Origin of the sequence: Pseudomonas sp. 1D4, assembly GCF_001728925.1 — a bacterium.
Taxonomy (GTDB): domain Bacteria; phylum Pseudomonadota; class Gammaproteobacteria; order Pseudomonadales; family Pseudomonadaceae; genus Metapseudomonas; species Metapseudomonas otitidis.
The window spans coordinates 57,142-78,515 of the sequence record NZ_LXJQ01000023.1 but is presented as its reverse complement, the minus strand read 5'-3'; the positions used below and the strand labels follow the sequence as shown (position 1 = coordinate 78,515).

Below are 21,374 nucleotides of genomic sequence, written 5' to 3'. Positions count from 1 at the left end.
GGGGGCCGGCGGCGCCTCACAGGATGCGGTTGCCTTCCCGGCTCGGTTGCAGGCGGATGGCCACGAACTTGGAGGTGGGGGTGTGGCTGCCCACGCCGTGGCTGTCCAGCGGCACCAGCGGGTTGGTCTCCGGGTAGTAGGCGGCGGCCTGCCCGGCGGGGATGTCGAAGGCCAGCAGGGTGAAGCCTTCCACCTTGCGCTCCACGCCGTCGTCCCACAGCGACACCATGTCCACTTTCTGCCCCGGCTGGTAACCCAGGCGGTCGATGTCGGCTGCGTTGGCGAACACCACGTGGCGCTGGCCACGCACGCCCCGGTAGCGGTCGTCGAGGCCGTAGATGGTGGTGTTGTACTGGTCGTGGGAACGCAGGGTCTGGAGGATCAGGTCCGGCTGCTGGCCGGTGGCGCGCACACGCTCGTGCAGCAGGGTGGCCGGCAGGGCATGGGCCTTGAAGTTGGCCTTGCCGGTGGCGGTCTTCCAGGTGCGGTCCGCCGCGGAGTTGCCGAGGTGGAAGCCACCCGGGTTCTTCACCCGCTGGTTGAAGTCGTGGAAGCCGGGGATGGTTTCGGCGATCAGGTCGCGGATGCGGTCGTAGTTGGCCACCAGGGCGTCCCACTCCACCGGGTGGTCACCCAGGGTGGCCTTGGCGATGCCGGCGACGATGGACGGCTCCGAGCGCATCTGCTTCGACAGCGGGGCCAGTTGGCCGTAGGAGGCGTGGATCATGCTGAAGGAGTCCTCCACCGTCACCGCCTGCGGGCCGTGGGCCTGTTCGTCGATGTCGGTGCGACCCAGGCACGGCAGGATCAGCGCGTCGCGGCCGGTGGTGAGGTGGCTGCGGTTGAGCTTGGTGCTGATCTGCACGGTGAGGTCGCAGTTCATCAGCGCCTGGTGGGTGCGCGGGCTGTCCGGGGTGGCCTGGGCGAAGTTGCCGCCGAGGCCGATGAAGACCTTGGCGCGGCCTTCGAGCATGGCGTTGATGGCTTCCACGGTGTTGTGGCCGTTCTCCCGCGGGACCTTGAAGCGGAAGCGCTGCTCGATGGCGTCCAGCAGGGCCGCCGGCGGGCGGTCGTTGATGCCCATGGTGCGGTCGCCCTGCACGTTGCTGTGGCCGCGCACCGGGCACAGGCCGGCGCCGGGGTGGCCGATGTTGCCGCGCAGCAGTTGCAGGTTGACCAGCTCCTGCAGGGTCGGCACCGAGTGGTGGTGCTGGGTGAGGCCCATGGCCCAGCAGACGATGACGCGGTCGGCGCGGCGGTACATCAGCGCCGCCTGCTCGATCTCGGCCTTGGCGAGGCCGGACTGCGCCTCGATGTGGGCCCAGTCGGTGGTGTCCAGCTCGGCCAGGTAGGCGTCGAGGCCGTCGGTGTGCTCGGCGATGAAGGCGTGGTCGAACACCGCCGGCTCGCCCTTGGCCTGGGCTTCGCGCTCCCACTGCAGGAGGAACTTGGCGATGCCGCGGATGGCGGCCATGTCGCCGCCCAGGGCGGGGCGGAAGAAGGCGGTGTTCAGCGGGGCGGAGCCGTTGGTGAGCATCTCCAGGGCGTGCTGGGGATGCTGGAAGCGTTCCAGGCCGCGCTCCTTGAGCGGGTTGAAGCAGACCACCTGGGCGCCGCGTTTCACCGCTTCGCGCAGCGGTTCGAGCATGCGCGGGTGGTTGGTGCCGGGGTTCTGGCCGAAGACGAAGATGGCGTCGGCGTGCTCGAAATCGCCGAAGGTCACGGTGCCCTTGCCGATGCCGACGCTCTGGCCGAGGGCGACGCCGCTGGCTTCGTGGCACATGTTCGAGCAGTCGGGGAAGTTGTTGGTGCCGTAGGCGCGGACGAACAACTGGTAGAGGAAGGCGGCTTCGTTGCTGGCCCGGCCGGAGGTGTAGAACTCGGCCTGGTTCGGGTCGGGCAGGCGCTTGAGGTGGCTGGCGACGAGGGCGAAGGCGGCGTCCCAGTCGATGGGCACGTAGTGGTCGCTGTCGCGGTCGTAGCGCATCGGCTCGGTGAGGCGGCCCTGGTATTCGAGCCAGTAGTCGCTCTGTTCGCGCAGTTGGCTGACGCTGTAGCGGGCGAAGAAGGTGCGGTCCACGCCGCGCTTGGTGGCTTCCCAGTTCACGGCCTTGGCGCCGTTCTCGCAGAACTTCACGCGGCCGTCTTCGGGGGAGTCGCCCCAGGCGCAGCCGGGGCAGTCGAAGCCGCCGTTCTGGTTGGTCTTGAGCAGGGCACGCAGGTTCTTGAACGGCTGTTTGCTGTCCAGCCAGAAGCGCGTGACGCTCTTCAGCGCGCCCCAGCCGGCGGCGGCGCCACGGTAGGGTTTGTAGCGGGGTTGCACGGGTTGCAGGCTCATTGCGGAGTGTCGTTCTCGTGGCGCGGCGCCGGGCTGTAGACCCGGGGTGCGCTGTGGTGGGGCAGGTGGATGAGGTTGAGGCGGTGGCGGCGGGCCCATTGCACGGTCAGGGCGGTGGGTGCGGACAGGCTGACCAGGGTGGACAGCCCGGCGCGCACGGCCTTGTGGATCAGTTCCAGGCTGCAGCGGCTGGTGACCACGGCGAAGCCGGCGCGCGGGTCCTGCCCGCTTTGCAGCAGGGCGCCGATTAGCTTGTCGAGGGCGTTGTGGCGGCCGATGTCTTCGCGGCACAGGGCCAGGGTGCCGCTGCCGTCGACGAACAGGGCGGCGTGCAGGGCGCCGCTGCGCCGGGCCAGGTCCTGCTGGTCGGCGATGCGCTGGCGCAGGTCGGCGAGGTGGTCCAGGGGCGGCAGCGGGCTGCGGGCGAGCACGTCGAGGTTGGGCAGCGCCTGCTCCAGGGCCTCGACGCCGCACAGGCCGCAGCCGGTGTTGCCGGCCAGTTGGCGGCGCTGGTCCTTGAGGGCCCAGAAGGCGCGGCTGGCGATCTCCACTTCGGCGCGCAGTGCTTCGCCGGCGCCGCTGACCTGGATGTCGTAGAGGTCGTCGAGGCTGCCGATGATGCCGGCGCTGAGGCTGAAGCCGACGACGAAGTCCTCGATGTTGCGCGGCGAGACCATCATTACGGCGTGGCTGATGCCGTTGTAGGCAATGGCCAGGGCGCTTTCCTCGGCCAGGGCGGCCTCGCCGGGCTGTGCGCTGCCACCCAGTTCCAGGTACTGGTAATCGGTGGGCGGTGGCGGTGGCTCGACGGCGCTGAACGGACGGCGGGCGGCGCGACGGGGCATGGCGGGGTCTCCCCTGCGGCGGATTGACTCAGGCAGCCTAGGCCGGTCGGGGGGCGCCGTCTAATCGCTTTGCCCGATGCTGTGATCGACGTCGTCTATCGGTCAGGTTTGCGCGCCTCTGGCTCGGGCTCAGGCGCTTGCCAGAAGGTCCCGGGCTTCGCTGAAGCAGGTGTCGGCGAGGGTGGAACGGGGCAGTCCACGGCGCTGGATGAGCCCGAAGGGGGCAAGGGTATTGGCCTGCTCGATGGGTGTCAGCGCCAGGTGCTCGGCGAGGGCGTCGAGGCCGCTGGCCAACGGCATGATGGCGCAGCACAGGCCGGCGCTGACGGCCTGCAGCAACTGGTGCACGGCGTCCGTCTCCAGGCGCGGGCGGGGCGTCAGGCCCCGGCTGCGGAAGCCGTGGTCGATGGACTGGCGGAAATGCATGCTGCCGGAGAGCAGGCCCAGGGGCAGGGTGGCCAACTGTTCCCAGGTCAGGGCGGTGTCGCTGAAGGGGAAGTGGCGACGGTCGTGCAGCAGGCCCATGCGGGTGTCGGCGATCTCCAGGTACTCGAAGTGTTCGCGGTCGAGGCGGTCCAGGTAGCAGAGGCCGAGGTCGAGCTGGTTGCTCGCCAGGCGTTCGAGGATCTGCTCGGAGCTGAGGGCGAAGAGCTGGAAGCGCAGGTTGGGGTGGCGTTCGGCGAAGGCGCGGATCAGCCCCATGGGGTCGTAGCCGGCCAGGGGCACCAGCCCCAGGCGCAGGGTGCCGACCAGTTGCCCGCGGCAGGCGGCGGCCTCGGCCTGCAGGCCGTCGTGGGCGGCGAGCAGGGTGCGGGCCCAGGCGAGCACGCGCTGGCCGGCCTCGGTGAAGCCTTCGAAGCGCTGGCCACGCTGGACCAGCTCCAGGCCCAGCTCCTCCTCCAGCTTGCGCAGGCGCATGGACAGGGTCGGCTGGGTGATGTGGCAGCGCGCGGCGGCCTGGCCGAAGTGGCGCGTCTCATCCAGGGCGACGAGGAACTTGAGCTGCTTGATGTCCATGCCGGCGGTCCTCAGAGGCCGGTGCAGAGCTGGCGGTAGTCGTCCACCGCGCCGAATTCCTCGGTGTCCTTGTCGGCGCCCTGGCTGTCGGGGCGGCGCACGGCCAGCAGGTGGGCGACGCCATGGGCGCCGGCGGCACGCAGGATCGGCAGGCTGTCGTCGATGAACAGCGCGCGGGCCGGGTCGAACGGGCAGTCGGCCTGCAGGGCCTGCCAGAACTGCGGGTCTTCCTTGGGGTAGCCGTAGTCGTGGGAGCTGATCATGCGGTCGAACCAGGGCGCCAGCTCGACCCGCTCCATCTTCAGCGAGAGGGAGTCGCGGTGGGCGTTGGTGATCAGCACCACGCGCTTGCCGGCGCGGCGCAGGGTGGCGAGGAACAGGTCGGCGTCCGGGCGCAGGGCGATCAGGTGCGCCACTTCGCGCTTGAGGTCGCGGATCGACAGGCCCAGCTCGCGGCTCCAGAAGTCGGTGCAGTACCAGTTCAGTTGCCCGGCGTGCTGACGGAACAGCGGCACCAGCTCGGCGTCCGCCAGTGCGCGGCTGATGCCGTGGTGCTCGGCATAGCGCTGGGGCAGGTAGTCGAGCCAGAAGTGGTTGTCGAAGTGCAGGTCGAGCAGCGTGCCGTCCATGTCCAGCAGCACGGTGTCGATGGCGGGCCAGTTGAGGGTGGGCATGGGTGTCCGGGCTGGGTCGAGGGTGGTGGCCGTGGGGGCGCCCTGTACGGTCGTCAGGGTGCAATCTCCGACACGGACAATCGGAAAAGCCGGGGTATGATAACCCGCCGGTCCCAACCAGGAGTTCGTCATGCGTCAGAAGCCCACCGTGCTGGCCCGCGAGATCGTTGCCAGCAGCCGCCTGTTCAGTGTCGAGGAGCTCCAGTTGCGCTTCGCCAACGGCGTGGAACGCACCTATGAACGCCTGGTGGGCAAGGGCTCCGGCTATGGCGCGGTGATGGTGGTGGCGCTGCCCGATCCTGAGCATGTGTTGCTGGTGGAGGAGTACTGCGCCGGCACCGACGACTACCAGTTGTCCCTGCCCAAGGGACTGGTGGAACCCGGCGAGGACGTGCTGGAGGCCGCCAACCGCGAACTGAAGGAAGAGGCGGGCTTCGGCGCCCGCCGCCTGGAGCTGCTCACCGAGCTGTCCCTGTCCCCCGGCTACATGAGCCAGAAGATCCAGGTGGTGCTGGCCCGCGACCTCTACGAGGAGCGCCTGCCGGGCGACGAGCCCGAGCCGATGCGGGTGGAGCAGGCCAGCCTGCATGACCTCATCACCCTCAACGAACACCCGCAATTCAGCGAGGGGCGCGCCCTGGCGGCGCTGTACCTTGCCCGAGACCTGTTGACCCGCCGTGGAGAATTCCCTGCATGAGCCACCCTTTGCTGCCCGCTGTCCTCGATCTGGTGGACCGCGCCGGTCACGCCATCCTGCCGTTCTGGCGTGCCGAACTGGCCGTTGAGGAGAAGGCCGATGCCTCCCCCGTCACCGCCGCCGATCTGGCCGCCCACCGCGTGCTGGTGGAGGGCCTGACGGCGCTGGCGCCGGACATCCCGGTGCTCTCGGAAGAGGCCGCTGACATCCCGCTGGAAACCCGTGCGGGGTGGCAGCGCTGGTGGCTGGTGGACCCGCTGGACGGCACCAAGGAGTTCATCGCCGGGTCCGACGAATTCACCGTCAACGTCGCGCTGATCGAACAGGGTCGCGTGGTGTTCGGCGTGGTCGGCATCCCGGCCAGCGGTCGTCGCTACTACGGTGGCGCCGGCCTGGGGGCCTGGCAGCAGGATGCCGGCGGTGCGGCCCAGGCCATCCGCGTGCGCGCGCAGCCGGTCGGGGCCTTCACCCTGGTGGCCAGCAAGCGCCACTCCAGCCTGGCCCAGGAGCGCCTGCTGGCTGGGCTCGGCGAGCGTTTCGGCGAACTGTCGTTGGCCAACATCGGCAGCTCCCTGAAGTTCTGCCTGCTGGCCGAGGGTGCGGCGGATTGCTACCCGCGCCTGGCGCCGACGTCCCAGTGGGACACGGCGGCGGCTCAGGGCGTGCTGGAAGGGGCCGGTGGCGAGGTGCTGGACCTGGCGGGTGCGCCGCTGGGCTATGGGGCGCGGGAGTCCTTTCTCAATCCCTCTTTCCTGGCCCTGCCGGTACAGGCCGCATGGCGCGGCGAGCTGCTGGCGCTGGCCCGCGAGCTGGCGTGAGCCAGCTCCCCGGGCCGGGCGGTGTTTCCGCTTCCGCCCACCCCGCTCAACCAGTCCGGATCAGTCGAGCATGTCGCTGAAGCGTTCGTCGCGGGCGTAGAGCAGCGGGCGGGCGAAGCCGGGGACCTTCACGCCGTCGGGGGAGACTTCCAGCTCGCGGTCGTCGATCAGGTCGTTGCCGAAGTTGTAGATGATGTCCAGCTCGCCCATCAGGGCGCGGGCGTCGTAGTCGCGGGCGGCGGCGCGGGTGGCCTCGCGCTTGTCCAGGTAGGCGGCGAAGGCATCGGCGCCGTGGCGCTTGTGCAGCATGCGCTCGGCCAGGCGCGGGCTGATCACCACGCCGGTGGCGTTGTTGCCGCCGAAGCCCTTGGAGTTGATGAAGCAGATGTCCAGGTTCGCCCGGTCGCGCTGGTCGGCCAGGGGGATGGCCAGGCGCTGCTGGTGGACGTCGTCGGCGACCCGGTCGATGGTCTTGATGCCCGGCAGGATGCCGTAGCGGAAGGTGCCGAGGGCGGAGATCAACTGGTCGCCGCTGGCGGCGGCGAGGGAGTGGCCGACGAAGGCCTTCACGGCGGTCAGCGGCCAGTTGTCGATGCCGAAGGCGCCGGCAATGCGGTCCAGCAGTTCGGATTCGGTGACGCGGTTGGCCGGGGTGCTGGAGCCGTGGGCGTGGACGAAGCTGCGCTGGCGCACGGCGTCGCTGCCGAACAGTTGGGTGGCGCTGGCCACGGCCTTGGCCAGGGTCAGGTAGTTGCCCGGGCCGGGTGCGGAGATGGACTTCTTGAAACCGTCGGCGTTGATGAACACGTCAGTGACGGCACCGTGGATGTCGGCGCCCAGCTGCAGGGCCAGTTCGTCATCCATCAGCACCACGTACTGGCTGGATTCGGCCAGGGTGAAGCCGCAGTTCTCGCCGAACGGGCGGCTGGCGCGGCGGAAGTCCACGTCGTCGCGGCCGCCGACCTGGCGCAGGCCGTCTTCGGTGGCCAGGGCGCCCATGGCGCCGTAGCCGTCGATGCATTCCTGGTTGATCGGTGCTTCGGCGTTGCCCACCAGGGCGACGCGGGCGTGGCCGCTGGTGATCTGCTCGATGGCCTTCTGCAGGTTGTAGAGGAAGGTGGCGCAGGCGCCGGTGACGCTGCCGGTGGTGCCGACGCTGCCCAGCACGTAGGCGTTGATGAAGTCGGCGGGCATGGTGTTCAGGCCCAGGGGCAACTGCTTGGCGGTGACGCGGCCGCCCTTGAGGCGCGACTGCATGAGGCCGCCGAAGCCGTTTTCGTCGAGCTGGCTCATGATGCTGCCGGAGAACACGGCGATCTCGTCGGGCTGCACCTGATCGACGATCTGCTGCCAGGGCAGGCCGATGGAGCGGATGGCGTCGGTGGCGGCCACCACCGACAGTTGCAGGCCGCGGGGGTGGAAGCGGGAGTTGTACAGCTCGCCGGGCTCGAAGCCGCTGGGCAGTTGGCCGGCGGATTTCACTGGCAGCGCGCGGAAGCTCTCGACCTTGAATTCGCTGGTGCCGCCGAGGGTGACGCGCACCTCGCCGCTGTCCAGGGTTTCCACGCTCCAGCTGGTCGGCAGGGGCTCGGGCAGTTGCTTGCGCGAGGTGATGAAGGTGATGCGGGCGCCGTCCTCGGGGGTCACGCCGATGCTTTTCTGCCAGGGCGCGGCGTCCACGTCGAGGACGCTCTTCTCGATGCGGCGCACCAGGGTGGAGGCCAGCACGCGCTCGCCGTAGCGGGCTTCGATGGCGGGCAGGTCCAGGGGCTTGCCGTCGGCGTCCAGGTACTGGCCGTCGACCACGGTCACCAGCTTGGTCATCACGGCGAGGCCGGCCAGGGTTTCCTGGCGGGTGGCGGCATCGAGGCTCTCGATCACGGTGCGGCGGAAACCGTGGTGGAAGGAACTGCGTCCTGCCGCGTTGTAGCCGCCAAAACCAACGATGACCGGAAGTCGGGACATGACTGGAACACTCCTCAAATGACCATGGCGTGGCAGGGCCCGGTGACGACGCGGTGAAGACGGGCCAAGGAGACCGCAGGGGCGGCTGGCCAGGGGTGCGAGGTCGGGGCCCGGTCACGGACCGGGTGGCAGCTCGTACGAACCGAATGCCATACCTGACGCGGTCTATGACCGTCGAGTCACTTGGAGGGCGGCCGGTGCTGCCGGCAGATGAGGCGCCCGGCGGCCCGCGAGGGTGCGCCGGGCCTGGGCTTCAGCGGTAGCTGAGGCCGGGGGTGGCGGTGCTGACGCGGGTGCCGGCCTGGCCCCGGGCGATGGCTTCGATGTCCTTCAGGGCACCGATCACCGCAGGACGGCCGGTCTCGCGGGCGAACTCGCAGGCGGCCTGGACCTTGGGCCCCATGGAGCCGGCGGCGAAGCCGAGGCGCTCCAGTTCGTCGGGGTGGGCCTGGGCGATGGCCTTCTGCGTGGGCTTGCCCCAGTCGACGTAGGCGGCGTCCACGTCGGTGGCGATCACCAGCAGGTCGCTCTCCAGTTGGCGGGCCAGCAGGGCGGAGCAGAGGTCCTTGTCGATGACCGCTTCGACGCCCTTGAGCTTGCCGTTCTCGTACATCGTGGGGATGCCGCCGCCGCCGGCGCAGATGACCACCGAGCCTTTCTCCAGCAGCCACTTGATCGGGCGGATCTCGAAGATCTGCTTGGGCCTGGGGCTGGCGACCACGCGGCGGAACTTGTCGCCGTCAGGAGCGATGGCCCAGCCTTTTTCAGCGGCCAGGCGTTCGGCGTCCTCGCGGGGGTAGACCGGGCCGATGGGCTTGCTGGGGTGCTGGAAGGCGGGGTCGGCCGGGTCCACTTCCACCTGGGTGAGCAGGGTGGCGAAGGGCACTTCGACCGGGAGCAGGTTGCCCAGCTCCTGTTCGATCATGTAGCCGATCATGCCCTCGGTCTCGGCCCCGAGCACGTCCAGCGGGTAGGGGTTGGCGGCGTCGTAGGCGGCGCCCTGGAGGGCCAGCAGGCCCACTTGCGGGCCGTTGCCGTGGGCGATCACCAGTTCGTTGCCGGGGGCGACCTTGGCGATCTGCTCGCAGGCGACGCGGACGTTGTCCCGCTGGTTGTCGGCGGTCATGGCTTCGCCTCGGCGCAGCAGGGCGTTGCCGCCCAACGCGATGACTATTCGCATGATTGTTCTCCTGTTGCAGGGGAGAGGGAGCGGTTTTCCGCTCCGTCTCCTGATCACTCGGATTCCGGGAAGCCGCAGGGGATGAGGGCGCGAAGGCAAGCGAGCAGCGACGACCCGTACCTCGGTTCGGTGAGGAGCCGCGCAGTGCGGCCGACAAAGCCAGCGCCCCTGTGGCGAACTGGAATCAGATGTCGGCGAGGGTCGCGACGAGAATCGCCTTGATGGTGTGCATGCGGTTTTCCGCCTGCTCGAAGGCGATGTTGTAGGGGGACTCGAAGACGTCCTCGGTGACTTCGATGCCGTTCTTCAGGTGCGGGTACTGCTCGGCGATCTGCTTGCCGACCTTGGTATCGCTGTTGTGGAAGGCTGGCAGGCAGTGCATGAACTTGGCCCGGGGGTTACCGGTGGCTTTCATGATGTCCATGTTCACCTGGTAGGGCAGCAGCTCCTTGATGCGCTCGCCCCAGGCTTCCACCGGCTCGCCCATGGAGACCCACACGTCGGTGTGGACGAAGTCCACGCACTTCACCGCTTCCTTCGGGTCTTCGGTGAGGGTGATGCGGGCGCCGCTTTCCTCGGCGAACTTCTTGCACGCGGCGACGTGTTCATCGCTGGGCCAGAGGGCTTTCGGTGCGGCGATGCGCACGTCCATGCCGAGCTTGGCGCCGATCAGCAGCAGGGAGTTGCCCATGTTGTTGCGGGCGTCGCCCAGGTAGGCGTAGCGGATGTCGTGCAGGGGCTTGTCGCTGTGCTCGCGCATGGTCAGCACGTCGGCGAGCATCTGGGTCGGGTGGTACTCGTCGGTGAGGCCGTTGAACACCGGCACGCCGGCGTAGGTGGCCAGTTCTTCGACGATGTCCTGATGGAAGCCGCGGTACTCGATGGCGTCGTACATGCGGCCGAGCACCCGGGCGGTGTCCTTCATGCTCTCCTTGTGGCCGATCTGCGAGGAGTTGGGGTCGATGTAGGTGACGTTGGCGCCCTGGTCATAGGCGGCGACCTCGAAGGCGCAGCGGGTGCGGGTGGAGGTCTTCTCGAAGATCAGCGCGATGTTCTTGCGCTTGAGGTGCTGCTGCTCGGTGCCGGTGTACTTGGCGCGCTTGAGGTCGCGGGAGAGGTCCAGCAGGTAGCGCAGCTCGCGGGTGCTGTGGTGCATCAGGCTCAGCAGGTTGCGGTTGTGCATGTTGAAGGCCATGGTCGTGCTCCTTGTGGGCAGGTCGGAAGAAGGGCCTCGCCTGTACTGCTCGTGGCGTCGGCGGGGCGGAGGCGGCCGTGGGTGACGGCCGCCGCCGGGTCTCAGTAGTCGATCGGGTCGCGCAGGATCGGGCAGGTCATGCAGTGGCCACCGCCGCGGCCGCGGCCGAGTTCGCTGGCACTGATGGTGACCACCTCGACACCCGCCTTGCGCAGTTGGGTGTTGGTGTAGGTGTTGCGGTCGTAGCCGATGACCACGCCGGGCTCCAGGCAGACCACGTTGTTGCCGTCGTCCCATTGCTCGCGTTCGGCTTCGAAGCTGTCACCGCCGGTCTGCACCACGCGCAGTTGCTTGAGGCCGAGGGATTCGGCGACCACGTCGACGAAGTGCTTCTCTTCGCGGCGGATGTCGATGCCGTAGGGGCGGCTCTCGTCCGGGCGCAGGACGAAGGGCACGATCTCGCGCACCACTTCCGGGAAGATGGTCACCAGGTCGCGGTCGCAGAAGGTGAACACGGTGTCCAGGTGCATGGCGGCGCGGGACTTGGGCAGGCCGGCGACGATGATCTTCTGCACCGCACCCTTGCTGAACAGCGACTGTGCCAGTTGGCCGATGGCCTGGCGCGAGGTGCGCTCGCCCATGCCGATGAGCACCACGCCGTTGCCGATGGGCATCACGTCGCCGCCTTCGAGGGTGGCCATGCCGTGGTCCTTGTCCGGGTCGCCGTACCAGACTTCGAAGTCGGCGCCGGTGAACTGCGGGTGGAACTTGTAGATGGCGGTGGTCAGCAGGGTTTCCTGACGTCGCGCCGGCCAGTACATGGGGTTGAGCGTGACGCCGCCGTAGATCCAGCAGGTGGTGTCGCGGGTGAACTGGGTGTTGGGCAGCGGCGGCAGGATGAAGCTGGAGTGGCCCAGGTAGTCGCGGTACATCTTGATCGCGCTGACCCCTTCGCTGTCCGGCAGGTCGGAGCCGGCGACGCCGCCGATCAGGTATTCGGCGAGCTTGCGCGGCTCCTGCTCTTCGAGCCAGGCGCGCACTTCGTTGACCAGGCCGACGCCGACCTGGTCGGGGGTGATCTTGCGGTCGAGGATCCACTTCAGGGCCTCGGGGTTCTGCACGATGTCGGTGAGCAGGTTGTGCATCTCCAGCACTTCGATGCCGCGCTCGCGCATCTTGGTGACGAAGTCGAAGTGGTCGCGCTTGGCCTGGTTGACCCAGATGACATCGTCGAACAGCAGTTCGTCGCAGTTGTTCGGGGTCAGCCGCATGTGGGCGAGGCCGGGGGAGCAGACCATCACTTTGTGCAGTTTGCCGGCTTCGGAGTGGACGCCGAGTTTGACGTTGGACATGGCAGGTCTCCTTGCGGATCAGAGGGTCAGGAAGCCGTCGTAGAGGCCATAGGCCGCTACCAGCGCGCCGATGACGACGGCGGCGAAGATCAGCTTCTCGACAGGGGTGAATACCGGTTGGCCGAGTTCATGCTTGGCCTTGGCGAAGAGGATGGCGCCGGGGGCGTAGAGCAGCGCCGAGAGCAGCAGGTACTTCACGCCGCCGGCGTACAGCAGCCAGGTGGCGTAGATCAGGGCGAGGCCGGCGATGGCCAGGTCCTTGCCGCGCTCGCTGGCGTCCTGCTCGTAGGTCTCGCCCCGCAGCGGCAGCAGCACGGCGTAGGCGGCGGACCAGAAGTACGGCACCAGGATCATCGAGGTGGCCAGGTAGATCAGCGACAGGTAGGTGCTGTTGTTGAACAGCGTGACGATGAGGAACAACTGCACCATGGCGTTGGTCAGCCAGAGTGCGTTGGCGGGGACGTGGTTGGCGTTCTCGCGACGTAGGAACTCCGGCATGGTGTGGTCCTTCGCGGCGGCGAAGAGGATCTCCGCACACAGCAGCACCCAGGACAGCAGCGCCCCTACCAGCGAGACCACCAGGCCGACGCTGATCAGCACCGCGCCCCAGTGCCCCACCACATGCTCCAGCACGGCGGCCATGGAGGGGTTCTTCAGTTGGGCCAGTTCCGGCTGGGTCATGATGCCGAGGGACAGTACGTTCACCAGCACCAGCAACAGCAGCACGATGACGAAGCCGAGGATGGTGGCCTTGCCGACGTCGCTGCGCTTCTCGGCGCGGGCGGAGAAGATGCTCGCGCCTTCGATGCCGATGAACACCCAGACGGTGACCAGCATCATGTTGCGCACCTGGTTCATCACGCTGCCCAGCTCGGGGTTCTTGGTGCCCCAGATGTCAGCGGTGAAGATGTCCAGCTTGAAGGCGAACAGGCAGATGAGGATGAACAGGAACAGCGGCACCACCTTGGCGATGGTGGTCACGAGGTTGATGAAGGCCGCCTCCCGGATGCCGCGCAGCACCAGGAAATGCACGGCCCAGAGCACCACTGAGGCGCCGACGATGGCCGCGGGCGTGTTGCCCTCGCCGAAGATCGGGAAGAAGTAGCCGAGGGTGCTGAACAGCAGAACGAAGTAGCCGACGTTGCCCAGCCAGGCGCTGATCCAGTAGCCCCAGGCCGAGGAGAAGCCCATGTAGTCACCGAACCCGGCCTTGGCGTAGGCGTAGACGCCGCCGTCGAGGTTGGGCTTGCGGTTGGCCAGGGTCTGGAAGACGAACGCCAGGGTCAGCATGCCGACGGCGGTGATCGCCCAGCCGATGAGGATTGCGCCGGCATCTGCACTGGCTGCCATGTTCTGGGGCAGGGAGAAGATCCCGCCGCCGATCATGGAACCGACCACCAGGGCGACGAGCGCGCCGAGTCGGAGTTTGTGCGTGGAGTCTGACATCTTGCACCTCCATTCGAGTAGGAACTGTGCGTAGTTGGCTCTTCCTTTCATGGAAGAGTGATGACGTGGGTCAATAGCCAGCTAACGATGTGCGAGGAACAATTTCCGACAGAAACCTGAGCAGCTCGACAGCTTTCCAGGGAGGGCTATGAGCCTCGATTGGCGGGGCTTTTGACCTTCCCTGGAGCAGCGTCCGGTTCAAGCTAGACGGTTTTGATTTCAATTCAAGTTGCGGGGAACGGTGAAGGAGCAGGCTGGCGGTTTCGCTTTTCTGCCGAAGGGAATAGCGCAATCAGGCGGTAATCACGTCCCGCTATAAGCCGGCCCAGGGACAGGGCCCCCCGGGCTTCTCGACATCGGTGGAGGTGAATGATGTTCCGCCCCGGACACCTGGATATCCGCAGCGAGCCGCTGGGCATGTACCCGGCTTATCGCTTCGACCTGGACTATGCACTGCGTCAGGACGATGACGGCCCCTATGTGCACTTCGACCTGGCCGGCGAGGTCAGCGGGCGGCCCTTCCATGACCGCTTCCGCCTGCACCGCGACGTTGCCTACAACTTTCTCCACCGCGCCTGCCGCTGCTTGCGACGGCACGGCCTGGCATCGGGCGCGCTCGAGCCCCTGGCCCATCATCGGGACTACGTGCGGGTGTTCGATGACCTGCGCGCGCAGTTGCACGCGGCACCGGGAACGCCGGTGGACCTGGAACGATTCCTGCGGGAGCGGGAGGGGTGACGAAGAGCCCGGCGGGTGGCCGGGCTCTTCACCGATGACGGCGGGCGGGTGGCCCGGCGCCTGGCTGCAGGGCAGCCGATCGAGGGAGTGACCCGCTGGCGGCTTGTGACCGCTGCGGGCGGGCACCTGCCGCTGGCGGGTGCCCAGGCCCGGCGCGTGCCGGGCGGGGGCTGATGAGCAAGGGCTGTGCCAGGCCCATTCCATGGCTGAAGCCCTTGCCCGGCGTGCCCTGTGGCTGGAGAGCGCGTGTGACGCTGGGCGGTTTTCCGCCTAGCCCTCGCCGTCGTCGTTCGGATTTCCGCCGATGAAGGCCAGGTTGTGCTTGCGCAGCTTGTCCGAGAGGGTCTTGCGCGGCAGGCCGAGGGCTTCTGCCAGGCTGCGCATGGAGCTGTGGGGGTTGGCCAGCTCGGCCTGGATCAGGGCTTTTTCGAAGGCTTCCACCTGTTCGCTGAGGCCGCCTCCGCCGAGGGGCACCTCCGGCGCGCTGTTGTCCAGCGCCAGGTCCAGGCCCAGGGCGAAGCGTTCGGCGGCGTTCTGCAGCTCGCGCACGTTGCCCGGCCAGTTGTGGGCCAGCAGGGTGGCGCGCTGGCCGGCGTCCAGCGGGCGCGGCTGGCCGCCGTGGCGGGCCGAGGCGGCTTCGGCGAAGTGGCGGAACAGCAGGAGGATGTCCTCGCCGCGCTCGCGCAGCGGTGGGAGGCGCAGGCTGGCGACGTTGAGGCGATAGTAGAGGTCGGCGCGGAAGCGGCCCTGGTCGGCGGCCTGGCGCAGGTCTTCCTTGGTGGCGGCGATGATGCGGATGTCCAGCGGGATCAACTGGTTGGCGCCGAGGCGCTCCACCACCCGTTCCTGCAGCAGGCGCAGCAGCTTGACCTGGACGTCGGGGCTCATGCTCTCGATCTCGTCGAGGAACAGCGTGCCGCCGTTGGCGTATTCGAACTTGCCGATGCGGCGCTTGGTGGCGCCGGTGAAGGCGCCTTGCTCATGGCCGAACAGCTCGCTTTCCACCACCGATTCGGCCAGGGCGCCGGCGTTGATGGCGACGAAGGGGCCGTCGCGCCGGCTGGACAGGTCGTGCAGGGCGCGGGCGACCACCTCCTTGCCGGCCCCGGTCTCGCCGAGGATCAGCACGTCGGCCTGGGTGGCGGCGAGGGCGCCGACCTGTTCGCGCAGGCGCTGGCTGGCGGCGGACTGGCCGATGATGCGGGCACTGAGCTGCTGCCGGTCGGAGAGGGCCAGGCGCAGGCTGCGGTTCTCCAGCACCAGGCGGCGCAGGTCGAGGGCACGGCGCACGCTGTCCAGCAGGTCGTCGCTGGCGAAGGGCTTCTCCAGGAAGTCGTAGGCGCCGGCGCGCATGGCCTGCACCGCCAGGGGCACGTCGCCGTGGCCGGTGATCAGCAGCACCGGCAACTGTGGGTCGCGGGCGTGGAGCTGGCGCAGCAACTCCAGGCCGTCGATGCCGGGCATGCGGATGTCGCTGACCACCACGCCGGGCCAGTCGGGGTCGAGTGCGTCAGCGACGCCCTTGGCATCCCCCAGGCTGGCGACCTTGAGCCCGGCCAGGTCGAGGGTCTGGCTGAGGGCCTGGCGCAGGTGCGGGTCGTCGTCGATCAGCAGGACCTGGACGGTGGGGTCGAGGGGTACGGTCATGGGGCGATGTCCTCGGGCGACAGGGGGTTGGCGCCAGGTACGGCGGTGCGCAGGCGCAGGGTCAGCAGGGCGCCCCCTTCGGGGTGGTTGTCGAACAGCAGCTCGCCACCCAGGGCGCGCATGAGGCTGTCGCAGATGGCCAGGCCGAGTCCCAGGCCCTGGGCGCTGGTCTTGGTGGTGAAGAAGGGTTCACGGGCGCGCTGCAGGGCCTCGGCGCTGAAGCCGGGGCCGTTGTCCCGCAGGTGCAGTTCGACGATGCCGGGTTCGGGGGCGGCGGTGCTGATCCAGATGCGCCGCGGCTGGGGTTTTTCGCCCAGGGCGTCGAGGGCGTTGGCCAGGAGGTTGCCGAGCACCTGGCGCAGGCGGGTTTCGCCGGCCTGGACCCAGAGCTGGGCCTCGGGCAGGTCGCGGATCAGCTCCACGTCCATGGCACGGCGGCGCTTGGCCAGCAGGGCGAGGGCGTCGTCCACCGCCGGCTGCAGGGCGACGCTCTCGGGGGCGTGGCGGTCGCGCCGGGCGAAGGCGCGCAGGTGGGCGATGATCGAGGCCATGCGCCCGGTCAGCTCGCTGATCAGGTTGAGGTTGGCGCGGGCGTCGTCGTGGCGTTGGTGGTCGAGCAGCACCACGGCGTTGTCGGCGTAGCTGCGGATGGCCGCCAGGGGCTGGTTGAGCTCGTGGCTGATGCTGGCGGACATGGTGCCGAGGGCGGTGAGCTTGCCGGACTGCACCAGTTCGTCCTGGGCGCGCACCAGTTCCTGCTGGGCCTGTTCGCGTTCGAGCACTTCGTCCTTGAGGCGGTTGTTCAAGGCCTCCAGGTCGCGGGTGCGTTCCTGCACGCGGGCCTCCAGCTCCTGGCGGGCGCGGGCGTCGAGGGCGATGCGGTCGAGGTAGTGCCGGCGGCGCTGCATCATCAGGCCGATGAGCAGCAGCAGGGCGAGCAGGGTGGCGGCGACGATGGCGTCGGTGGTGCGTACCTGGCGGTCGATCAGCAGGCGCGGGGCGAGGATGCTGACGGTCCAGCCGGTTTCCTGCAGCTCGCGGCTCTGGGTGATCCAGTCCTGACTGCGCAGGCGCAGGGGCTCGGGCACCTGGGTCGGGTAGGGCTGGTTGGCGGCGATGGCGGCGCGCTCGGCGGCGTCCAGCTCGCGGGTGGCGTGGAAGCGCCACTGGGGGCGGGAGGTGATGATGGCGACGCCGTTGCCGTCGGTGACCATCAGTTGCTCGGGGGTGTTGCCCCAGAGGGACTCGGCGTCGTCCAGGTCGACCTTGACCACCAGGATGCCGATCACCCGGCCCTGCTCCAGCACCGGGCTGGCGTAGAAGTAGCCGCGCTTGCCGGAGGTGGTGCCGAGGCCGAAGAAGCGCCCCTGGCGGCCCTGCAGGGCTTCGCGGAAGTAGGGGCGGAAGGAGAAGTCGCGGCCGACGAAGCTGTCGGCCTTGTCCCAGTTGGAAGAGCTGAGGGTGCGGCCTTCGGGGTTCATCAGGTAGATGACGTCGGCCCCGGTTTCCTCGCGCACCTCACTCAGCAGGCGGTTGGCGGCGTCCAGGCGGGCCGGGTCCTGCGGGGCGGCGAGCTGCTCGCGCAGGGCCGGCAGGTCGGCGAGGATCGGTGGCAGCACTTCGAAACGGCGCAGGGTGCCCAGCAGGTTGGCGACATAGAGGTCGAGGGTCTGCCGGTTCTGCTCGGCCAGGGTGCGGTTGTAGTAGCGGTCGGCCAGGTGGTGCGCGGGCCAGAGCAGGGGGGCGAGCACCAGTGCCAGCAGCACGAGGCTGCGCCAGCGGGGTCGGTAGGGGAGGGTGTTCGCGGTCATGGTGTCAGGATGCGCCCGGGGTGGCGCGCATTATGACACCGGCGCGCTCAGCGAGGGTGGCGCAGGCACGCCTCCAGCCCCTGGCGCCATTCGGGCAGGGCGACGTCCCAGTCGCGCCGCAGCTTGCTGCCGTCCAGCCGCGAGTTGAGCGGCCGTTGGGCGGGCGTCGGGTAGGCGCTGCTGGGGATGGGCTCCAGGCGGGCGCAGGGTTTGCCTTGGGCTTTCAGCGTCTCGGCGATGGCGCTGGCGAAGCCGAACCAGGAGGTCTCGCCGCCGGCCGTGAAGTGGTAGGTGCCCCAGGCCTGGCGGCCTTGTTGCCAGCGCTGGATCAGTGCAGCGGTGGCGGTGGCGATGTCGCCGGCCCAGGTGGGCGCGCCGACCTGGTCGTCCACCACGTTCAGCTGTTCGCGCTCCGGCAGCAGGCGCTGCATGGTGAGCAGGAAGTTGCGCCCGTGCAGGGAATAGACCCAACTGGTGCGCAGGATCAGGTGTGCACCGCCCACCGCGCGGATCGCCTCTTCCCCGGCCAGTTTGCTGCGGCCGTAGACGCCCAGCGGGTTGGGCAGGTCGTCCTCGGTGTAGGGCGCGGTCTTGCGGCCATCGAAGACGTAGTCGGTGGAGTAGTGGATCAGCGGCGCACCCAGGGCTGCAGCCTCTTCGGCCAGCACGCCGGGTGCGGTGGCGTTGAGGGCGAAGGCGGCCTCGGGCTCGCTCTCGGCCTGATCCACGGCGGTGTGGGCGGCGGCGTTGATGATCAGCTTGGGACGCTCGGCACGGACCCGCCGGCGGATGGCCTCGCTGTCGGCAAGGTCGAGGCGGTCGCGGCCCAGGATCAGCAGTTCACTCTGGCCGGCGAGGGCCAGCGCCAGTTCACGGGCGACCTGGCCGCTGTGGCCGGTGACGAGGATCTTCACGGGAACACCTCGGCGTCTTCCAGGCGCACGCCGGCCTGGTCCTTGGCGGAGAGCTGGGGGGCTTCGCTCAGTTGCCAGTCGATGGCGAGGGTCGGGTCGTCCCAGCGAATGCAGCGCTCATGGGCCGGGGCGTAGTAGTCGGTGGTCTTGTAGAGGAACTCGGCGAACTCGCTGAGCACCACGAAACCGTGGGCGAAACCCTCTGGAACCCAGAGCTGACGCTTGTTCTCGGCAGAGATATGCACACCGACCCAGCGACCGAAGGTGGGCGAGCTGCGGCGGATGTCGACAGCGACGTCGAGCACCTCGCCAGCGGTGACCCGCACCAGCTTGCCCTGGGGCTGCTGCAGTTGGTAATGCAGGCCGCGCAGCACACCCTTCTGTGAGCGGGAATGGTTGTCCTGGACGAACACCCGCTGGAGGCCGGTGCCCGCTTCGAAGGTGCGGGCGTTGAAGCTTTCCATGAAGAAGCCGCGCTCGTCACCGAACACGCGGGGTTCGAGGATCAGTACGTCCGGCAGGTCGGTAGAAAGGACGTTCACAGGTGTTCGCCTACCAATCGGTAAAGGTAATGGCCGTAGCCGGTCTTACCGAACGCTTCAGCCCGCTTCAGCAACATTGACTTGTCGATCCAGCCGTTCAGGAACGCGATTTCCTCCAGGCAGGCCACCTTGAGCCCCTGTCGGTCTTCGATGGTCCTTACATACTGGGATGCGTCGAGAAGGCTGTCGTGGGTACCTGTATCGAGCCAGGCGAAGCCTCGGCCGAGTTTTTCGACACGCAGATCGCCGCGTGCGAGGTAGGCGTTGTTGACATCGGTGATCTCCAACTCGCCGCGTGCCGAGGGTTTCACCGCCTTGGCGATTCGGATCACATCATTGTCGTAGAAGTACAACCCGGTAACGGCATAACTGGACTTGGGCTTGGCGGGCTTCTCCTCGATCGAGAGGGCCTGGCCGTCATCATCAAATTCGATGACCCCAAAACGCTCCGCGTCCTTCACCCAGTAGCCGAAGATGGTCGCGCCCTTTGCGCCTTGCACGGCGCGCTTGAGCTTTTCGGTGAAGTGCTGGCCGTGGAAGATGTTGTCACCGAGGATCAGGCACACCGAGTCGCCGCCGATGAAGTCTTCGCCGATCAGGAAGGCCTGGGCCAGGCCATCCGGCGAGGGCTGTTCGGCGTAGCTGAAGTGAACACCGAATGGGCTGCCATCGCCCAGCAGGTTTCGATACTGCGGCAGGTCCTGAGGGGTGGAGATGATCAGGATTTCGCGGATGCCGGCGAGCATCAGCACCGAGAGGGGGTAGTAGATCATCGGCTTGTCGTAGATCGGCAGCAGCTGCTTGGACACGCCGAGGGTGATGGGGTGCAGGCGGGTGCCGGAGCCCCCCGCGAGGATGATGCCTTTCATGCGTGGGCTCCCAGCCGTTCGCGTTGGTAGCTGCCGTCCTGTACGTGGCGGCACCACTCCAGATTGTCGAGGTACCACTGCACGGTCTTGCGCAGGCCGCTGTGGAAGGTTTCCTGGGGGGTCCAGCCCAGTTCCCGCTCGATCTTGCCGGCGTCGATGGCGTAGCGCAGGTCATGACCCGGGCGGTCCTTGACGTGGGTGATCAGGTCCTCGAAACGGGCGATGCCGGCGGGCTTGGCCGGGGCCAGTTCTTCCAGCAGTGCGCAGATGCCGCGCACCACCTCGATGTTCTTCTGCTCGTTGTGGCCACCGATGTTGTAGGTCTCGCCCACCTGGCCACGGGTCACCACCTCCACCAGGGCGCGGGCGTGATCCTCGACGAACAGCCAGTCGCGCACCTGCAGGCCATCGCCATAGACCGGCAGCGGCTTGCCTTCGAGGGCGTTGAGGATCATCAGCGGGATCAGCTTCTCGGGGAAGTGATAGGGGCCGTAGTTGTTCGAGCAGTTGGTCAGCAGCACCGGCAGGCCGTAGGTACGGTGCCAGGCACGGACCAGGTGGTCGGATGCGGCCTTGCTGGCGGAGTAGGGCGAGCTGGGGGCGTAGGGCGTGCTCTCGGTGAACAGATCGTCCACGCCATGCAGATCGCCATACACCTCGTCGGTGGAAATGTGGTGGAAGCGGAAGGCCGCCTTGCGCTCGGTGTTCAGGGACGACCAGTAGGCGCGGGTGCTTTCCAGCAGGGCATAGGTGCCGACGATATTGGTCTGTATGAAGGCCGCCGGGCCATCGATGGAACGGTCCACATGGGACTCCGCAGCTAGGTGCATGATGGCGTGCGGCTGGAACTGCGCCAGGGCAGCGCCCACGGCTTCGCTGTCGGCGATGTCGGCCTTGAGAAAGCGGTAACGGGGATGACCTTCGATGCTGGCCAGTGATTCCAGGTTGCCGGCGTAGGTCAGCTTGTCGAGGTTGAGGACCTCATGCTCCGTCTCGTTCAGCAGGTAACGGACGAGAGCCGAACCGATGAAGCCGGCTCCGCCGGTGACCAGAATACGCATGGCAATGATCCAGTGATGGCTCGATTAGGCGTTTTACCCCATGTGCTGTGGCAGGACCAGACGCTGACGTTGCTTCTGGTATTCGTATTTGGAGATGCGTACTCACTGCAGCGCACAGAAAGCAAAAAGCCCCGCAATAGCGAGGCTTTCAAAGATGGTGCGGCACCAGGAACAAAATCTAAGCCAGCAAAGCCTTTAAAATTAAGGGCACAACAGGTTCCAAAAAAATAAAAGGCACTCAAAAAGGTACTAATCACTCTCCCCG

Annotated in this window: 18 protein-coding genes; 3 read left to right on the top strand and 15 right to left on the bottom strand. The window is 67.9% G+C overall.

The annotated features are described in order from the left end of the window. Window positions 1-16: 16 nt before the first annotated feature. From A7D27_RS13725 to yrfG, 4 genes are all read right to left on the bottom strand, one after another. Window positions 17-2,338, bottom strand: coding sequence for an FdhF/YdeP family oxidoreductase (locus tag A7D27_RS13725; RefSeq protein ID WP_069565212.1), 2,322 nt, complete (start codon window positions 2,336-2,338; stop codon window positions 17-19). Next, window positions 2,335-3,183, bottom strand: coding sequence for a formate dehydrogenase accessory sulfurtransferase FdhD (gene fdhD / locus A7D27_RS13720; protein ID WP_069565211.1), 849 nt, complete (start codon window positions 3,181-3,183; stop codon window positions 2,335-2,337). The genes A7D27_RS13725 and fdhD overlap by 4 nt, the downstream gene beginning before the upstream one ends. 129 nt (window positions 3,184-3,312) lie before the next feature. Next, window positions 3,313-4,200 carry a LysR family transcriptional regulator gene (locus tag A7D27_RS13715; protein ID WP_069560001.1) on the bottom strand — a complete coding sequence of 296 codons (888 nt, stop codon included), beginning with the start codon at window positions 4,198-4,200 and terminating at the stop codon, window positions 3,313-3,315. An 11-nt stretch (window positions 4,201-4,211) separates the two neighbouring features. Next, window positions 4,212-4,874, bottom strand: coding sequence for a GMP/IMP nucleotidase (yrfG, locus tag A7D27_RS13710; RefSeq protein ID WP_069565210.1), 663 nt, complete (start codon window positions 4,872-4,874; stop codon window positions 4,212-4,214). Window positions 4,875-5,004: 130 nt separating this feature from the next. Here yrfG and nudE point away from each other — a divergent pair, with 130 nt between their 5' ends. Beyond that, window positions 5,005-5,571, top strand: coding sequence for an ADP compounds hydrolase NudE (nudE, locus tag A7D27_RS13705; protein ID WP_069559999.1), 567 nt, complete (start codon window positions 5,005-5,007; stop codon window positions 5,569-5,571). Then, on the top strand, window positions 5,568-6,389 hold the full coding sequence (gene cysQ / locus A7D27_RS13700; RefSeq protein ID WP_069565209.1) for a 3'(2'),5'-bisphosphate nucleotidase CysQ: 822 nt from the start codon (window positions 5,568-5,570) through the stop codon (window positions 6,387-6,389). Before nudE ends, cysQ begins: the two co-directional genes overlap by 4 nt. Before the next feature lie 60 nt (window positions 6,390-6,449). Here cysQ and A7D27_RS13695 read toward each other — a convergent pair whose 3' ends face one another. The 5 genes from A7D27_RS13695 to arcD all read right to left on the bottom strand — a co-directional run bounded on the left by A7D27_RS13695 (window position 6,450) and on the right by arcD (window position 13,527). Next, the gene (locus A7D27_RS13695) at window positions 6,450-8,354 is read right to left on the bottom strand and encodes a beta-ketoacyl synthase (RefSeq protein WP_069565208.1); all 1,905 of its coding nucleotides are present in this window, start codon (window positions 8,352-8,354) and stop codon (window positions 6,450-6,452) included. Window positions 8,355-8,607: 253 nt separating this feature from the next. After that, window positions 8,608-9,534, bottom strand: a complete 927-nt coding sequence (arcC, locus tag A7D27_RS13690) for a carbamate kinase (RefSeq protein WP_044405343.1) — start codon at window positions 9,532-9,534, stop codon at window positions 8,608-8,610. A 184-nt stretch (window positions 9,535-9,718) separates the two neighbouring features. Beyond that, window positions 9,719-10,729 (bottom strand): ornithine carbamoyltransferase, encoded by a 1,011-nt coding sequence (locus A7D27_RS13685; RefSeq protein WP_069565207.1) that lies wholly within the window; start codon window positions 10,727-10,729, stop codon window positions 9,719-9,721. Between the two features lie 101 nt (window positions 10,730-10,830). After that, window positions 10,831-12,081 carry an arginine deiminase gene (gene arcA, locus A7D27_RS13680; RefSeq protein ID WP_069559994.1) on the bottom strand — a complete coding sequence of 417 codons (1,251 nt, stop codon included), beginning with the start codon at window positions 12,079-12,081 and terminating at the stop codon, window positions 10,831-10,833. A gap of 18 nt (window positions 12,082-12,099) precedes the next feature. Next, window positions 12,100-13,527 carry an arginine-ornithine antiporter gene (arcD, locus tag A7D27_RS13675; protein ID WP_069559993.1) on the bottom strand — a complete coding sequence of 476 codons (1,428 nt, stop codon included), beginning with the start codon at window positions 13,525-13,527 and terminating at the stop codon, window positions 12,100-12,102. Between the two features lie 372 nt (window positions 13,528-13,899). Here arcD and A7D27_RS13670 point away from each other — a divergent pair, with 372 nt between their 5' ends. Beyond that, window positions 13,900-14,265, top strand: a complete 366-nt coding sequence (locus A7D27_RS13670; RefSeq protein ID WP_069565206.1) for a DUF5064 family protein — start codon at window positions 13,900-13,902, stop codon at window positions 14,263-14,265. 270 nt (window positions 14,266-14,535) lie between these two features. Here the strand turns inward: A7D27_RS13670 and dctD are convergent, their stop codons facing one another. From dctD to rfbB, 6 genes are read right to left on the bottom strand one after another with little or no spacing between them, the layout of a single operon-like run. Continuing rightward, complete coding sequence (gene dctD / locus A7D27_RS13665; protein ID WP_069565205.1) at window positions 14,536-15,912, bottom strand: two-component system response regulator DctD; 1,377 nt, start codon at window positions 15,910-15,912, stop codon at window positions 14,536-14,538. Beyond that, complete coding sequence (locus A7D27_RS13660) at window positions 15,909-17,723, bottom strand: sensor histidine kinase (RefSeq protein ID WP_069565204.1); 1,815 nt, start codon at window positions 17,721-17,723, stop codon at window positions 15,909-15,911. Before A7D27_RS13660 ends, dctD begins: the two co-directional genes overlap by 4 nt. Window positions 17,724-17,770: 47 nt before the next feature. Beyond that, window positions 17,771-18,637 carry a dTDP-4-dehydrorhamnose reductase gene (gene rfbD, locus A7D27_RS13655; RefSeq protein WP_069565203.1) on the bottom strand — a complete coding sequence of 289 codons (867 nt, stop codon included), beginning with the start codon at window positions 18,635-18,637 and terminating at the stop codon, window positions 17,771-17,773. Beyond that, complete coding sequence (gene rfbC / locus A7D27_RS13650; protein ID WP_069565202.1) at window positions 18,634-19,179, bottom strand: dTDP-4-dehydrorhamnose 3,5-epimerase; 546 nt, start codon at window positions 19,177-19,179, stop codon at window positions 18,634-18,636. Before rfbC ends, rfbD begins: the two co-directional genes overlap by 4 nt. Beyond that, window positions 19,176-20,048 carry a glucose-1-phosphate thymidylyltransferase RfbA gene (rfbA, locus tag A7D27_RS13645; protein ID WP_069565201.1) on the bottom strand — a complete coding sequence of 291 codons (873 nt, stop codon included), beginning with the start codon at window positions 20,046-20,048 and terminating at the stop codon, window positions 19,176-19,178. The genes rfbC and rfbA overlap by 4 nt, the downstream gene beginning before the upstream one ends. After that, window positions 20,045-21,109, bottom strand: coding sequence for a dTDP-glucose 4,6-dehydratase (rfbB, locus tag A7D27_RS13640; protein ID WP_069565200.1), 1,065 nt, complete (start codon window positions 21,107-21,109; stop codon window positions 20,045-20,047). The genes rfbA and rfbB overlap by 4 nt, the downstream gene beginning before the upstream one ends. Window positions 21,110-21,374: the final 265 nt, after the last annotated feature.